At 28.8% G+C, this 15,340-nt stretch carries 13 protein-coding genes; 6 read left to right on the plus strand and 7 right to left on the minus strand.

Going from position 1 to position 15,340, the window contains the following annotated elements:
- Window positions 1-1,895: TolC family protein (locus tag EU96_RS10710; RefSeq protein WP_158465663.1), on the minus strand; the 1,895-nt coding region annotated here is incomplete at its 3' end.
- 224 nt (window positions 1,896-2,119) lie between these two features.
- On the opposite strand from EU96_RS10710, the gene EU96_RS07570 reads away from it, so the two are divergent.
- Genes EU96_RS07570 through EU96_RS07560 form a run of 3 tightly spaced genes read left to right on the plus strand, consistent with a single transcriptional unit; the run spans window position 2,120 to window position 6,787 of the window.
- Window positions 2,120-2,812: a peptidylprolyl isomerase gene (locus tag EU96_RS07570; RefSeq protein WP_032525927.1), complete on the plus strand. Its 693-nt coding sequence runs from the start codon at window positions 2,120-2,122 to the stop codon at window positions 2,810-2,812.
- Window positions 2,813-2,842: 30 nt separating this feature from the next.
- Window positions 2,843-5,803, plus strand: a complete 2,961-nt coding sequence (locus EU96_RS07565; RefSeq protein ID WP_032525928.1) for a peptidase domain-containing ABC transporter — start codon at window positions 2,843-2,845, stop codon at window positions 5,801-5,803.
- Between the two features lie 18 nt (window positions 5,804-5,821).
- Complete coding sequence (locus EU96_RS07560) at window positions 5,822-6,787, plus strand: HlyD family secretion protein (protein ID WP_032525929.1); 966 nt, start codon at window positions 5,822-5,824, stop codon at window positions 6,785-6,787.
- A 6-nt stretch (window positions 6,788-6,793) separates the two neighbouring features.
- Here EU96_RS07560 and EU96_RS07555 read toward each other — a convergent pair whose 3' ends face one another.
- Window positions 6,794-8,974, minus strand: coding sequence for a M10 family metallopeptidase C-terminal domain-containing protein (locus tag EU96_RS07555; RefSeq protein WP_032525930.1), 2,181 nt, complete (start codon window positions 8,972-8,974; stop codon window positions 6,794-6,796).
- Window positions 8,975-9,030: 56 nt separating this feature from the next.
- Window positions 9,031-10,419 carry a tetratricopeptide repeat protein gene (locus EU96_RS07550; protein WP_193741292.1) on the minus strand — a complete coding sequence of 463 codons (1,389 nt, stop codon included), beginning with the start codon at window positions 10,417-10,419 and terminating at the stop codon, window positions 9,031-9,033.
- Between the two features lie 239 nt (window positions 10,420-10,658).
- Between EU96_RS07550 and EU96_RS07545 the strand changes: the two genes are divergently transcribed.
- Entirely contained in the window at window positions 10,659-10,907 is a 249-nt protein-coding gene (locus EU96_RS07545; protein WP_032525933.1) for a hypothetical protein, read from the plus strand.
- An 8-nt stretch (window positions 10,908-10,915) separates the two neighbouring features.
- On the opposite strand, the gene EU96_RS10135 is transcribed toward EU96_RS07545, so the two are convergent.
- A complete protein-coding gene (locus EU96_RS10135; RefSeq protein ID WP_193741293.1) occupies window positions 10,916-11,065 on the minus strand; it encodes a hypothetical protein in 150 nt (49 codons plus the stop codon).
- A gap of 136 nt (window positions 11,066-11,201) precedes the next feature.
- Window positions 11,202-11,303, minus strand: coding sequence for a DUF4278 domain-containing protein (locus tag EU96_RS09725; protein ID WP_011862700.1), 102 nt, complete (start codon window positions 11,301-11,303; stop codon window positions 11,202-11,204).
- A gap of 302 nt (window positions 11,304-11,605) precedes the next feature.
- Between EU96_RS09725 and EU96_RS07540 the strand changes: the two genes are divergently transcribed.
- Window positions 11,606-11,806, plus strand: coding sequence for a hypothetical protein (locus EU96_RS07540; RefSeq protein ID WP_032525934.1), 201 nt, complete (start codon window positions 11,606-11,608; stop codon window positions 11,804-11,806).
- Here the strand turns inward: EU96_RS07540 and EU96_RS07535 are convergent.
- A complete protein-coding gene (locus EU96_RS07535; protein WP_032525935.1) occupies window positions 11,803-12,069 on the minus strand; it encodes an RNA recognition motif-containing protein in 267 nt (88 codons plus the stop codon). The two genes, EU96_RS07540 and EU96_RS07535, sit on opposite strands and share 4 nt — an antisense overlap.
- An 88-nt stretch (window positions 12,070-12,157) precedes the next feature.
- A complete protein-coding gene (nrdJ, locus tag EU96_RS07530; protein WP_032526224.1) occupies window positions 12,158-14,491 on the minus strand; it encodes a ribonucleoside-triphosphate reductase, adenosylcobalamin-dependent in 2,334 nt (777 codons plus the stop codon).
- 132 nt (window positions 14,492-14,623) lie between these two features.
- Between nrdJ and EU96_RS07525 the strand changes: the two genes are divergently transcribed.
- The gene (locus EU96_RS07525) at window positions 14,624-15,319 is read left to right on the plus strand and encodes a class I SAM-dependent methyltransferase (RefSeq protein WP_032525936.1); all 696 of its coding nucleotides are present in this window, start codon (window positions 14,624-14,626) and stop codon (window positions 15,317-15,319) included.
- Window positions 15,320-15,340 lie beyond the last annotated feature (21 nt).

Below are 15,340 nucleotides of genomic sequence, written 5' to 3' on the forward strand. Positions count from 1 at the left end.
GGATCATTTAAGATTTTATTATTAGTATTTTCTTGATTATCTTTAGTCTTAGAATCATTTAAGATTTTATTATTAGTATTTTCTTGATTATCTTTAGTCTTAGAATCATTTAAGATTTTATTATTAGTATTTTCTTGATTATCTTTAGTCTTAGGATCATTTAGGATTTTATTATTAATATTTTCTTGATTATCTTTGGAATTTGGGTTGTTTAGAATTTTATTTTTAGGGATGTAACTATCTAAAATAGGTGAATCATTTTTATCTTCAAATTCATTTATTACTTTAATAGGTTCATTATTGGTTGAATTAATTTTTATTTCATTAAGAGAGTTAATACTCAAAGATATTTCACAGGCTTTATTAATGGGAATAATGGGTAGAGTGTAAAGACTATATTCATCAAATGAATTAAAATCTTTTTCCAGATTTTTTGTATTACATTTTTCTAATTTTGTTAACCCAGTAGATCTTTGAAGTTTCGCAATACTTATATTATAATTTTTTATTGCATCTAAGTAGTTAATTTGAGACTGTTTAAGGTCTCTTTGTAAATTTACTATTTCCCTTTGATTTGTAACTCCAGCTTTAAATCGCATTATAGAAATTTGAAGCATCTTATTATTTTTAATAATTGCTCTTGATGTTGAAAAAATGTTTTGTATTGAAGTCTCTAAATCTATATAGTTATTTTCTACTTCTTTTATAATCAAAGACCTTTCTTTTTGGGATTGATATTTAGATTCTATAGATTTGTTTTTATAAAACTTACTTAATTGTCTAGACTTGCCAGCATCAAAAACTTTCCATTCTCCAAAAAGACCTATCGAATTTGAAGTTCTTTCTTCATAGTCATCTCTATCTATTGGAGGAATAACTTCCGTTTGACCCTGATCTCTACTAATAGTAAAGGTATTAACTAAACTTATTTTGGGTAAAGAATCACCAAGCTCTTCTTTTGACTTTTCATTATTAATTTGTATATCTAAATCATAATTAACTAGAGATAGCCTGAATTTTAGTGCGCTAGCAATACTTTCTTCTAAAGTTCTCTTCCACTCACCAATAAGTACACCTTCAGAATCAGCAATAATTTTTTTTGCGTTATTTAGACCTAGTACATTAGATAATGATTTACTTGCTTTGTTTACATCCCTAATAGATTTATTAAGAAACATTTGATCTCTAGATAATTGATTTTCTGCTTCTAATACTTCTAAATTTGTAGCTACTAGTGCTTTATTTCTTAGCCTTACATCTTTTAGGCTTTGAGAAGAGATCTTAACTGCTTTTTTAGAAATATAAAATTTTTCTTGTGCTTTCTTTAAATTAATGAAATCTATTTTTGCTTTTAGTTCAAGATCTCTGCTTACAATAATAAAAGAGTTTTTTGCTTTTTCAAAAGTTTTTTTAGAGGCTTGTATTTGAGGATTTCTCTTTGGATTAATAATATCCCATCTAATAGTTGCTGAAATAGAAGCTTTAAATTGCTCACTTCTTTTATATGAGGTACCAGTAATATCTGGATTTGTATAATGATCTATATATAAATACTCAGGTAAACCATTGGAATTTAAATCTATAGTTGGGCTTTTTTGGGATATGGTAGCTAATAATCTATTTTTAGATTGTTCTACTCTTTGAAAAGCTGCTTTATATTCAGAATTATTTTTGATAATTAAATTTAATAATTCATCAAATTTAATTTTGATTATTTCTCTTTCTTTGATTTCAGAGGGCAAGGAAATTGTTGCCAATTCAACTTCCTTAGATTCATAATCATGATTTTTAGAATTGAAAATATCTTCTTTTGGATATATATATTTTCTTGAAAGTGCTTGATCATTTATCGCTATTTCTCTAGAAACTTTGCTTAAACCATAATTGTAATTCAATGATTTTGCTTGCGATGCATTTAATAGGCCATTATTAAAAGAAAAAATGCCTTGAAATAAAATATAAAAATATATAAATTTAGAGTTAACCTTGTGCAAATTTTTTTTTTTTAATTTTATACCTTATTAATTTAAATGCAATGATAATTAAAATAATAATTAAATTTTTTTATAAAGTTCAAAAATTATTTATTATTAAAATTATTTAAATAAATTTTCTAAAAATGGGTAATGAAAAATATTTAAATATTTCATATGAGGAATTAGAAAATTGGGGAGTCCTAGAAAAAGTACAAAGAGAAAAAGAGAAGGACAAGATTATAATAAACGCAAAATACCCTTCTCCTGAAGTAATTGCATCTATTAAAAAAGAATGGATGAAACACTATAATCTTCAAGATGAAAATAAATTTAAAATTTGGCTATCTTCATCTAATCTCAATGAGAATAAATTTTTATCTTTAATAATAAGAAATTGGATTTGGAAAGAATGGTGTAAGGAAAAATTTAAAGATAAGTTATATGATTATTTTGTGAGTAAGAAAAGTAAACTTGAGAGAGTCATTTATTCTTTAATTCGGGTTAAAGATAGAAATGTTGCTAATGAACTATATATGAGAATTAAGGAAAACGAAGAACCATTTTGGAAGATCGCTAAAAACTATTCAGATGGTCCAGAAAAATATTCAGAAGGAAGAATTGGACCAACAAGAATGTCAGATCTAAATCCATATATTTATAAATTATTAGAAATTAGTGAATTAGGACAATTATGGCCTCCTAAAAGATTAAATGAATGGTGGATTATATTAAAGTTAGATAGAAGAATTAAATTAGAATTAAATGAAGATTTGAAAAATAATTTATTTTTAGAACTTGGTGAAAATTATCTAAACGAAATTATAATAAATAAATAAATTAAGAATAAGTCTTGGCATTAAAGATATATGAATGAAGAAATTCAAAATTTTAAAAAATGGAAACCTTTATCAGATTTAAATACTGATATAAAGACAGATCTATTAAAAAAAATTCGACCAATATCTTTTAATATGGGAACCCTAATATGGGATTTTAATTCACTTCCTAATGGGATAATTTTAATTATTGATGGAAAGATTCGAGAGGTATATAGAAATGAAAATAAAGAGATTTATACTATCAAAAATTACCAAAATAATGAAATAGTAGGAATTACAGAACTCTTAAGAGGAGTAAATGATTGCGCATTTATTGCATCTGAAAATACAAAAGGATATTTAATTCCTTCTTTTGATTTTTTGCGTAATTTTTTAACTAATTACGAACTAATAAGCAAGTTTAAAGAAATTTCTTTCCAAGAAATTATCTCTTTATTTATTTCAAATCCAAATAGTTTTAATTTGGAATTTTTGGAATTAATCAATTTAATCAAAAAATCAGAATTTACAAAAAAGGATATTACTCTCCTTAACCCTGGTAATCAAAAAATTAAGATCAATAAAAATCAGAATTTTTTAGTAAGTACAAATAATATCGAAAATTATCCTCTTGGATCCATAATTAAAGATTCTCAAAATGTAACTGTTAAAGGAAAGTTGCCAGCAAGATTAGTTGCTTTTAGAGGTCAAGAATTAAATAATTTTTTACTAAATAAATCACAAATAACTAATTCTTTTTCTGAAAACTTAGATACAAACAACAAAATTAATATAACTGAACAATCTATTGAGGCTTTTCAAGATCTCTATGGGAACCTTAAAGAAAATATTCAATTTCCTCATCAAGAAGGAAAAGGGACCATAAATGAAACGACTGCTTGTTTGCGTATGTTATGTAGATATTATGATTTACCTTTCCGAAGAGAAGTAATAAGAAATATTCTTAATTCTTATTTAAATAAATCACCACAAAAATTTCTAAATATAGAATTCATATGCTCATTAATCGAATTGACTGGAATAAGTTCTAATCCAATTAATCCCAAAGATATTAACTACTTAAAAAGAGCAAGTTTTCCAATCTTGTCATATTACAAAAATAATTTGTCAATAATTTGGGGTTATAAAAACAAAAGATTTATTATTAGCAACCCTTCACAGGGGCAAAAATTAGTTTCAACTGAAGAATTACTAAAAGATAAAGAGTTTTTTAATACTCCAAAACTATCATTTGAAATTTTGAATAGAGAGAGAACAAAATCATTTGATTTTAAGTGGTTTATTCCTTATGTAAAAAATTATAAATATACATTTATACAAGTTATTATTGCAAGCTTTTTCTTCCAGCTTTTAGGTTTGTTTAATCCATTATTGATTCAACAAATTATTGATGCAGTTATCAATCAAGGCAATATATCAAGTCTCAATATATTGGGAATTTTGCTTGTGACTATGTCTTTAGCTCAAGCTTTGATTGGTTCTCTTAGAACATATATATTTTCTGATGTTACAAATAGGATTGATATTTCACTAGGATCAAAAGTTATTAACCACTTATTGAGATTACCAATTAAATACTTTATTAAGAGACAAGTAGGAGAGGTAAGCAGTAGGCTAAATGAACTTGAAAATATAAGACATTTTTTAACTAGCACTGCCCTTACTGCAATCTTAGATGGATTTTTTTCTTTTATCTATATAGCAGTGATGGTATTATATTCATTAAAACTTACTATAGTTTCTTTAGTAAGTGTTCCATTACTTGCACTTATTGCAATAACTTTAACTCCAATAATTAAAAATCAATTAAAAAATAAAGCAGAGGCAAGAGCAAAAGTACAAAGTCAAATAGTTGAATTATTATCAGGAATTGAGACTGTAAAGAATCAAAATATTGAACTCATAAGTGAGTGGAGGTGGAAAAAACTTTATGGTAAAGAAGTTAATTCATCATTTAAAAATATAATTACGAGTTCTTCAATATCTTATTTTAGTCAATTCTTATCCCAAGTATCTGGCCTTTTAGTTATTTGGGTTGGTGCAACTTTGGTTTTAAAAGGTGAATTGACTCTAGGACAATTAATAGCATTTAGGATTTTGTCTGGATATGTTACTACTCCACTTTTGAGGCTATCTTCGATTTGGCAAAATTTCCAAGAAACTTGCCTATCTATAGAGCGACTCTCAGACGTTATAGATTATAAAAAAGAAGATGATGAAATAGAAGATTTTGATAAGCCCCCACTACCAAGTCTCTCAGGAAAAATAGAATATAAATCAGTATTTTATACATTTCAAAAAAATCAACCAGCTATTATTTCGAACATATCATTAAATATTAAAGAGAAATCATTTGTTGGAATTGTCGGGGAAAGTGGATCTGGGAAAAGTACTTTATTAAAATTGCTTCCTAGATTAATTAATCCAGATTCGGGTAAAATTCTTATAGATAACTTTGATATCAGCAAAGTTAATCTTAAGTCTCTTAGATCCCAAATAGGTATAGTTTCCCAAGAATCAATTTTGTTTAATCAATCTGTTCAATCAAACATATCATTAGTTAAACCTGAGGCAACATTTGAAGAAATATTATTTGCAGCAAAATTAGCAGAGGCAGATAAATTTATTAATCAACTTCCAAATGGATATGGGACAATTATTGGTGAAAAAGGTTCGATTTTATCTGGAGGTCAAAAACAAAGAATTTCAATTGCAAGAACAATTTTAAAAAAACCAAAATTGTTAATTTTAGATGAATCAACAAGCTCTTTAGACTTAAAAACAGAATCTAAAATCCTCAATAATATTTTCACAAATTATAAAGAATCTACAATTATTTTTATTACACATAGGATTATGAATTTAATTAAAGCTGATAATATTTTTGTGTTGGATAATGGAATTTTAAAACAAGCAGGTAAACATAAAGACTTGATTAATGAGGATGGTATTTATAAGAATCTTTATAACCAACAATTTAAGAACTAAAGAACTTTAAAAAATTTTATGAAAATAAATCTAAGTCAGGATGAAGAATATTTCTTTTATAAATCCCCTCCACTTTGGCCAAAAATTTTGTTGAGCACTATTATAACAACCTTTGGTTTTGGTATCTTATTTGCTTGCTTTTCTAAAATTGATGAGGTCGTTGTTTCAAGAGGAGAATTACAAGCTTTAGGTGCGCAAAAACCAATTAAATCTCCATTATCTGGAGTTATTGATAAAGTTTTAATAAGAGAAGGAGAAAGCGTCACAAAAAATAAATTATTAATTACTTTTAATACAAAATCTCTCAAAGCAAAAAAAGAAGGCTTTGTGGCCAAATTAAATGAAAAAAAAATTAACTTAAATACTGAAAAAAAAATATTAAATGAACTACAAATCCTTTCACAAGTAGGCGGAATTCAAAAATTACAGTATCTTCAACAAGAAAAAAGAGTTACTGAATTAGAATATGAGATAAAACAATTGGAAGCAAATATTAAGGAAATTCAATTCAATGAGGCTGCAACAAATTTGAGGTCACCAGTAAATGGGAGAGTATTTAATCTAAGTGCTATAAGTACAGGATATGCAGCTACTTTAGGAGAAACATTATTAAATATTGTTCCAGATGGAGAAGTTGAAGCTAAAATCTATATCTCTAATAAAGACATTGGATTTGTTAAGCCAAACATGAATGCAGAAATAAGATTAGACGCATTTCCTTTTACTCAATATGGTTCATTAAAGGGAAAAGTTTTGTCAATAGGAGATGAAGTATTACCTCCAGATCAAATGAATGCAATGCCAAGATTTCCAGCCTATGTGAGATTAAATAAACAGAAATTGACTAAAGGTGATGAAACCTTTGATCTTCGCTCTGGTTATAGTGTTACTGTAAATTTGGTAGTTAGGAATAAACCAATTATTAGTTTGTTTATTGATCCAATAAATGAAGCAATAGATAATCTTAGAGGCATAAAAAATTAGAAATTATTAAACTAAGTCTGTATTTATACTATTAAAAGATAAATAGTCTTTTTTATTTGAAATTATTGCAATTAAATCATCGTTAGAATCTACATTTCCAGATGAGTTATTATCCTTAAATATGCCAAGTCCACTAATATTATTCGATGAAGTAATTGAGGTCAAATAAGTAGTAGAACCTTTCAATCTTAACTTGTCTTCAAGAAAGTCAAAGTCAGTAATATTTGCAAAATCGTCTAATAGAGAGTTTGTATAAAATAAACCTGAACTATCTCCCAAAACAAAATAATCTGATCCCCTTCCCCCGGTTAATGTGTCAACAGAATTATAGGGATCTCCATAGAATGATCCATGAATCACATCGTCCCCAACACCTCCATAAACGAAATCACTTCCTCCTCTAGCAAAAATTTCATCAGCACCATTTAAACCATAAATCGTATTTGAATATTCATTCCCAGTAATTCGGTCATTAAAGTTAGATCCTATCGCATTTTCAATAATGCAATCGCCTGTTGAATTATAAGCAATTGTAAAACCCTTGTATTCTCCATTTATCTCACTTACAAAGCCGCCACCTCCAACTTCATTTTGAAGAGTTGCGTTTCTTAAATCTATTGTTGAAGACTTAGATGCAGTTGAAGCGTCAATTGTATCTTTACCCGCAGCGTCCCAAATGCATTCATATCCCATTAAAGAATCACTCAATATATAAGAATCATCTTTTCTTGCATTATATTGATTTGGTCCATAAAGATATTGAAGATGAGCTATATCAAAAGCACCTAGACAAGTCATACATCCGCAATTAACAGGATGACTAGCATTTGCAGGTGGAGTATAACCTCCTGCTGCATACATGTTATAAGTCATTACAGTGTATGGTCCAGAATTCAAGCCATTACTTCCTGTACTGCCAGCACTAGTTACTCCAGGGAAAACATATCCATCATGAGGATGAGCAAGACCCATTGAGTGGCCTAGTTCATGCATAGCTACTGCGTATAACCAACTACCAGGGCCATAAACGTTATTAACACTATTTAAATAAGGTGCAAAATGATCCCGAACCATAGTTGTTAAACCATTATCCGCAGATCCTGTTGGGAAACTTGCACGTCCTATTAAACCTGGACCTCCTAAAACAGGACCCCAGAAATTTGAGTCAACTGAACCAAACAAAATGTTTCTAGTATCCAAACTATACGTTTTAGCCTCAGTAAAAGTAACTCTACAAACGTCTTCATATCTCTCAAATATTGAAAGATATGAGTTTCTTTCAATATTTGATAAGGGGTGAAAATATCCAGAAGTCAAAAGATTTCCATAATCGGTAAAGTTAATTGTTTCATCACTTGGTAAATAGAATTCAAGATCAGTCCACTCCCCAGAATCAGGATCAATGTTACCCCATTTTGTTCCTGTGTAATTCCCTAATAAGTAGGCATTTGATATGCTTAATTGGCTCCAAGTATTGGTTGAGTTTAGAGAGTTATTACCTTTAAAATATTTTCTTCCATGATCTTCCAAGTTATTAGTATTTAGATTGAAAACCTCCTCTCGAATAAAACCTTCACTATCTACGGAACTTAATCTAATACTATAGGAAGGTTTCCATTCAAAATTTGGAGAATGGTTTATATATAAATCATTACCTGATAAATAAAATAAATCATTATCATCATCACCCTTTCCAGAAATTAACTTATAATTGTGAGAATCTGATAGGTTGGCATCTATTGTTGAAAATGATCCTATAAAACTATTCGCATTTATATTCTCATTAAAGGCACCCTGAGATATTTTTATTTTTATTGGAGCATCATTTTTGGTATCTGTATCAGATTTGTAAGAAAATAATTTACCAGATAAGTAATCAAGATTGATATCTGATATCCAATTATCTCCAATTTCATAATAAGCAGAACTATTTTCATTTATTTCATATAAATTAAGTGGGTCGCTTTCAAAATCAGAAATTTCATATTGAGTATTTTTATTCTTTGCAATAAGTAATTTATCACTTGAAAAATCTTTCTTTAAATTATTTTCAAAATTATATTTGAAATTGATTCTCTCTGAAAAAGGATAAATATTTTTCTCATTTTCATTAATAGACATATCATTTCCGCTATCTATATTCTTATTATTTGAATTAATAATATTTTGATCCTCTTTCTTATCCATTGAATATATAACTTTTATTATTTTTGATTATTGCATAATTTATATACTTTACAAGTTTAATTAAAGCAACTCTCCTTATCATCAAACTTTACAAAAGTATTTTTATTACATACTTCTTTTATATTTAATTCTTTATTGTTCTCGTCATCAATATTAGTATTTGAATTATTAGAATTTTTTGTAGCAATTGAATTACAAATATTAGGATTTTTAGAATTTATGAATCTCAATAGTTTTTCAGTTTTATCATCATTAAGATTTTTAGAAATTGATAAATCACTACAAGCTTTATCAAAATTACCAAAATTCAAATAAATAATACCTCTGCTTCTGAAGGCCAAGCTATTATTTTTTTCAAATGTTATGTATTTACTTATATCAGCTAAAGCCTCATCATATTTTAATTGTTTAATTTTTAATAATCCTCTTCTTAAAAGCCAAATATTTGATTTTGGCTCAAGGGCTATGATTCTATCAAAGTCACTTAAAGCTTCACTATATGAATTCATTTTAAGTAGGATACCTACTCTATCGATATAAAATTCGATTATCTCAGGGTTTAATTTTATAGCTTTATCAAAATCAATTAATGCTGAATTTAAATATCCCATATCCCTTAAAAATTTACCCCTTGAATTATATGCAAATGAATTAGATGGATTTATTGAAATTGATGTATTGACTTCTTTAATAGCATTTCTAAGATCTCCAACTCCATATCTTGCGTTAGCCATTTTTAGATAAGCTTCAGAAGCGGGGTCTTTCATCTTTACAAAATTTGTTTTTACAAAGGAAGTATTTTTATTACCCTCTTGTTTACAAATTTTATTTTTGACGTTGGGTAAAATTTTTTCTTTTATAAGAGAAATCTTGTTATTATTTACATCTTTTTTATTAAAATAACTATCCTGCACACTTGGATTACTACAATTGCCAGTAATTTGAGTCAAAATTTCATCTTTACTGGAATCATTGATTCTTATTAAAAAGTTATCTTGATTATCATGAGCTTTACAAACTTCAAATTTAGTGTTTGAAAAACTCAAATCATAAGGATCACAAATTAATTCAGAGTTTTTGTTTGTTGAATCAGGTAAGTTGTATGAAGGAGAAAGAACAAGTTTTTTCTTAGGAATATCTTTACAAGTTTTTTTAATACTCTCTGAAATGATTTCGTTAATGTTTTTATCATTATTATTTATTGCAGTCCCTTCGACGTAACCCTCAAGGCAATTAATTGAATACTCTGATAATAGGAGACCATCTTTTTTCTTAATCTTGAAATTTATCCCATATTTAGTTTTTTGATTACAAATTAAGTAATCCGAAGAATTTTTTATGCAGCTTATATCTTCTTTTTTATTAAAAACTTTTTCTTTCGAAACCAAATTAATATTCTCATCAGATAAAGATTCACTTTTGACATTTGGGATAAAAAAAATCAAAAATAAAAAAAATAAATGCTGAAATTTCATAATAAATTAGGAAAAAATTTTAAATTATTGTTTAATTAGGTTCTTTTTATACTTTTAATATTAATGTGTTTACTCAAAAAAGATAGGCTTTGTTAAAACTTCAAAAATAATTGTTTGAAAAGTATTTATTAGTAAAAAATCTTCTTAAGTATTAATGTTTAAATAATTAAAAGTTGAATATCATTTGAATAATTACTTTTTATATTTTAATGAAAAAAAAGTTTTTAATAATTATTATTTTTATTTTCTCATTTAATTCAATTTCTTCAGCCGAGGTTAAGAATGAAAAAGAAGCTGCTAAATTCTTGAATTTTTATTGTCTTGAATTAGTAAAAACTATTGAAAGTTCATATTATGAGCAAGTTGAAGCTGCGAAAATAAATAATTGGGAAACTTTCATGAAAAAAGGTAGATGGATTATGGGAGTCTCAGAAGTCTATAGTAATTTATGTAAATAAAAATTCAATCATCCGAAATTCACGTTTTCTTGGAATAAACCAAATAAGTTATTACCAACGATGGCAGCGATGATTAAGACGAATGCAACTATTGCAAAAAGAGCACTTACATCTTTTATGTCATAGGGCGCTTTAAATAGAGGTTTCTTATCTGTCATGATTTTCAAATCTGGTAACGCTATATAAATAATATTAGTTTAAATCTTGTGAGAAATATTAAGTGACTTTTTAGTTTAAGATTGGACAATAAAAAAGCCACTAAAAGTGGCTTTTTCTATTTATTCGATAAATAAACTAGCTGGTATAAGCTTTGCCTCTGTAAGTTAGTTCGTTATGCTGCTTCTTAGCTGCTTCTTTGTTCTGGACGTATTTTTGTCCTCTATAAATTAGAGTCATTTTTTAAGCTCCGGTTTCGCTTAAGTCCCCGTTCCATGGCTTAAGTCGATTTGCGGCTTGCTAAACGCAAGTTGAACGTTTTGGTAGCGGTTGCTACATATTTATAATAACATCCAAAAAAAATATTTGTCTAGGTCTTTAATAAAAAAAATTAATATCTTAATGTTTTGTTTACTAGTTAAAAATATTTAAGTTTATTCTTATTCCGTTTCCTGCAGGTTACATTTTGTTCGTTTTTGATAAGGATTTTTTATTTAATCAACTTTTAAATGTAAAATTCTGAATATTATAAAATTTGTTTTATGTTTTCCAGAAGCAAAAAACCTACCGTAAAAAGATCTAACTCTGCCAATACTCAATGGACTCCATTATTTGCTGACTTACTACCATTCGCAGGCAGAATGAATGAAAAGGTTCAATTAGTAAATGCTTTGGCTTTTACTTTTATTATGGGGATCTCAATTTTTGGAATTGCGCTATGGAGACTCACAGCGCTCACTTAATTATTTGATTTTTGCAAATAATTAATTTTTGATTCTTTATTTTTAATTATTGTTATTAACCATTTAGAGGCCAGTCCCCTAGATATTGATCGGTTTTTGAGAAATCTACATATGTATATATGTAGATTTTTTTCATTTTTGGAGTTAAATTTTTCTTCAAAGTCTAATATATCCTCTTCAGATGTTCTTTTTCTTAGCTCATCCACTAAGGCATGACTAGAGGAATCATTAAATAAGTTCCCAATATTTAAGCTTAATGTCATAAATAATTTATGTCCCTATTTAAGAGTTAGCCATAAATTAAATTTTTAAAAACTAATTTATATTTTTTATTTACAAATAATTTAAAACTTAATCTTTTGGTTTAGCCAGAGGAAGAAGGCATTTATCTGAATCACAACCTGCGGGCCCTGCTTCAGATAGCTCGCCAACATCATATTTATTTAGAGCGTCAAAGAAATCGTTATTAACTTTTCTCTCTATTACTTTATTTTGCAATGATATATATTCTTCTTTACTTATTGGTTCAAAAGGTAATCTCGGGAAAGTAGCATTGGCACTAAATCGAGCTAGTAATGCTGCTGATATATATCCTTCATTATTATCTATTGCATTATAAATAGCCTTCGCTAAATCCTCGATTTCATTCTCTCTAAATTCAACTGTTGCAGAGGTATTATGCTCTGTGTAGAATTTTTGTACTTGCATATAAAAATCAAATTGAGCTAATGCTGAGAAATTATTGATATCTATCTGGTCTGCACCATCTATATTTGCCCAGCTTACTTCTGTTGGGATTTCAACTAACCATTCTGTACATCTTGGATCAAATGGATTATCAAGTAAGCAGCCATTCTCATCTTTATCAGATTGAGATGGGACAACCGAGTAACCATAATCCATGCAAGCTAAAGCAATTGGATCATTTTTCCTGAAAGTGATTCTTCTTATGAATCTTTGGGCCTTTGGAGGATGCCAGCCTGGAGCTGCTCCAGTTAGAAGACTTTTAGTCCCAGCTGGCTGAACAGTTGTACATCGGTTTGGCCTTCTTAGATTATGTTTATCACAATATTCCCAGACAGTTTCTTTTACTATTTTTCTCCACGAATCTAAGAAACTGGCTTCCTGCTTTTTGAAAGCCTTTCCTTGTTCTGTATCGGGCCTTCCTGCTTCCCACCACTTCAACCATGGTGTCCCAAAGGCATGAACACAGAAATCAAATAATCCAGTGAAGCTGACCCCTACAATGGGGTCATATTCCCTACTTTTTCTATAACGCTCAACTTCAAATTCATGATTAAGTAAGCATGCTACTGAAAGAGCTGCTGCTTTAAATGCCTTTTTCTGCTCTTCAAAATTCTTAGGGTCAATCTGATTTAAGTGAACTTCAGCCAAATTGCAGTGAAAATCATTTCCTAGGATCTCTCCACAAGGATTAAGTCCATATCTACTCATCCTGTGATTTAGTTCTTCTTCAGAAAATGGTCCATAACTACTGTTTATCCAATTTCTAGCTTCATCTTTGCCTTGTTCTGAGTAAATTTCAATAAATTCCTTTCTCAATTCATCATCTTTAAGAATGTCTGCATTTGACCTTGCTATTGCTTCTGGAGCAAATTGAATAGCCCCCTCTCCTGAATGGAATTGTTTTGTGACAGCATCCAAAATGGTTTGGTAAGAGGGTTTAGTGTGGTAAACCCTTGTATGGTTTGCCATCCTTAGAGCATCTTTTTCTGGATCTATTCTCCAATTACCATTCTCATCTTGACTCCATAGATTTTCTTTAGCCGATGCGGCCTCCTTATCATCTGAAGCAAACTGTCTCATTCCAGCACTTCTTCTTATATTTCCTGCAACTATGGTTACGGCAGCTTCGTCAATTAATAAACAACACTCTACTGTACTTAGTTTCCTACCAATCGCCTTGCCTAGAAGTGAAGCGACTCTGGAGTAGAGATCTTTCAATTTAATAGGATTTGCCATTCCACCAAAACCCTTTAATGATTCTCCGGCAGGTCTAATATCTTCCAGATTAATGTACACATCAATTGCTCTTTCAAGAGTTTCGTTGCTTGATGCCTCAAGAAGATACTTATAGCTATCTACCCAACCTCTTCTACTATCACCAACTTTAATGTGAAGATCTTTTCCTTTGATTTTCAGAGATGATTTTTCTTCTCTTTGACCTTTAGGAGTTATTCCAACTTCACTAACTGATTTAATATTTAGTTTGTTTATTACTGTAGGTAGATTATTTATAAAATGAGGTTCAATTATTGCGCCGGTTCCACAACCCATCATTGCTAAATCCATCATCAAAGCGAAAGCTTCCCAATCAATTAGATTTGTGGAAGTACAATTGTATGCTCCCGAAAAATTTTGGTTTTTGTTAATCCAAGGAGTTCCACCAATCCATAACCATCTACCGGAGGGCTGGGCTTTTTGGTTACTTTGCATCTCTCTCATTAGGTTCAATTCTTCATCAGAAAGTTTTCCTAATTCTTTCAATCCAGATAAATTTCTTTCACCTACTTCGCTCCAGTTTTCTCTTTGGCCAGAGGAAGTTTTCCTGCTGTAGGATCTGAAGAAAACAGGATAAGCAGCTGGTGCTGTCTTTGGGAAATTATCTTTTTTAAGATTATTGGAATTGCTCTCTGAAGAAGCTTTATTTGGTGCAATAGTCACAATAAAAAAACGTATGTAAAAAACCTGTACAGGAAGAATAGCTCTACCTGTGGCGTCTGCAACCATTCTTACCACTATTTAACGGTTTGTGTAAAATTATGTTTAATATGAAATTTTTGTTTAAGAAAGGATATGGAAAGAATTCCTGAACCTGAATTAATGGAAAAAAAAGATCAGGTCATTTCTTATGACGAAGCTGATTTTTCAGAAGGGGAATTTAATCTAGTTAATCAAATTAGTCAGTTTCTTTTGAGAAAAAAAATTTCTTTAAATGAAAAAGATTTAATTGTTGACTTAGGATGCGGCCCTGGAAATATTTCTGAGAAGTTAGCAATAAAATGGCCTAATACTGAAGTCGTTGGAATAGATGGTTCTAAAGAGATGATTTTGAGAGCAGAAAATAACAAAGAGATTTCTAAGAATAAAAGAAATTTAAAAAATTTACGCTACATTTGTTCTGATATCAAGGACATTAAATTAACTGATTTTTTACTTAAGAAAGAAATAAGTTTACTTGTAAGTAACAGTTTGATCCATCACATTACACATCTGGAGGATTTCTTTAACACCATAAGAAGTTTGTCTAGTAATAGCACTTTAAATTTTCATAAGGACTTAAAAAGACCATTAGATGAGAAGACTGCTCTAGAACTTAAAGCACAATGTTCAACTAAATATAATAAGATTTTGACTAATGATTATTATGCATCTTTAAGAGCTTCTTATACTTTTAAAGAGTTAAAAAATTTCACTTTAAGGAATGATCTATCTTCTTTAGAAGTATTTGAGGATGGTGATAAATATTTAATAGTCTATGGTAATCTTTAAGAACTAAGTGTAAGGACTTTA

The organism is Prochlorococcus marinus str. MIT 9302, assembly GCF_000759975.1.
GTDB classification, from domain to species: Bacteria; Cyanobacteriota; Cyanobacteriia; order PCC-6307; family Cyanobiaceae; genus Prochlorococcus_A; species Prochlorococcus_A marinus_M.

Coding starts and splice junctions, on each gene's coding strand:
- EU96_RS07570 (WP_032525927.1), top strand. CDS start 2,120: ATGGGTAATGAAAAATATTTAAATATTTCATATGAGGAATTAGAAAAT.
- EU96_RS07565 (WP_032525928.1), top strand. CDS start 2,843: ATGAATGAAGAAATTCAAAATTTTAAAAAATGGAAACCTTTATCAGAT.
- EU96_RS07560 (WP_032525929.1), top strand. CDS start 5,822: ATGAAAATAAATCTAAGTCAGGATGAAGAATATTTCTTTTATAAATCC.
- EU96_RS07555 (WP_032525930.1), bottom strand. CDS start 8,974: ATGGATAAGAAAGAGGATCAAAATATTATTAATTCAAATAATAAGAAT.
- EU96_RS07545 (WP_032525933.1), top strand. CDS start 10,659: ATGAAAAAAAAGTTTTTAATAATTATTATTTTTATTTTCTCATTTAAT.
- EU96_RS10135 (WP_193741293.1), bottom strand. CDS start 11,065: ATGACAGATAAGAAACCTCTATTTAAAGCGCCCTATGACATAAAAGAT.
- EU96_RS09725 (WP_011862700.1), bottom strand. CDS start 11,303: ATGACTCTAATTTATAGAGGACAAAAATACGTCCAGAACAAAGAAGCA.
- EU96_RS07540 (WP_032525934.1), top strand. CDS start 11,606: ATGTTTTCCAGAAGCAAAAAACCTACCGTAAAAAGATCTAACTCTGCC.
- EU96_RS07535 (WP_032525935.1), bottom strand. CDS start 12,069: ATGACATTAAGCTTAAATATTGGGAACTTATTTAATGATTCCTCTAGT.
- EU96_RS07525 (WP_032525936.1), top strand. CDS start 14,624: ATGGAAAGAATTCCTGAACCTGAATTAATGGAAAAAAAAGATCAGGTC.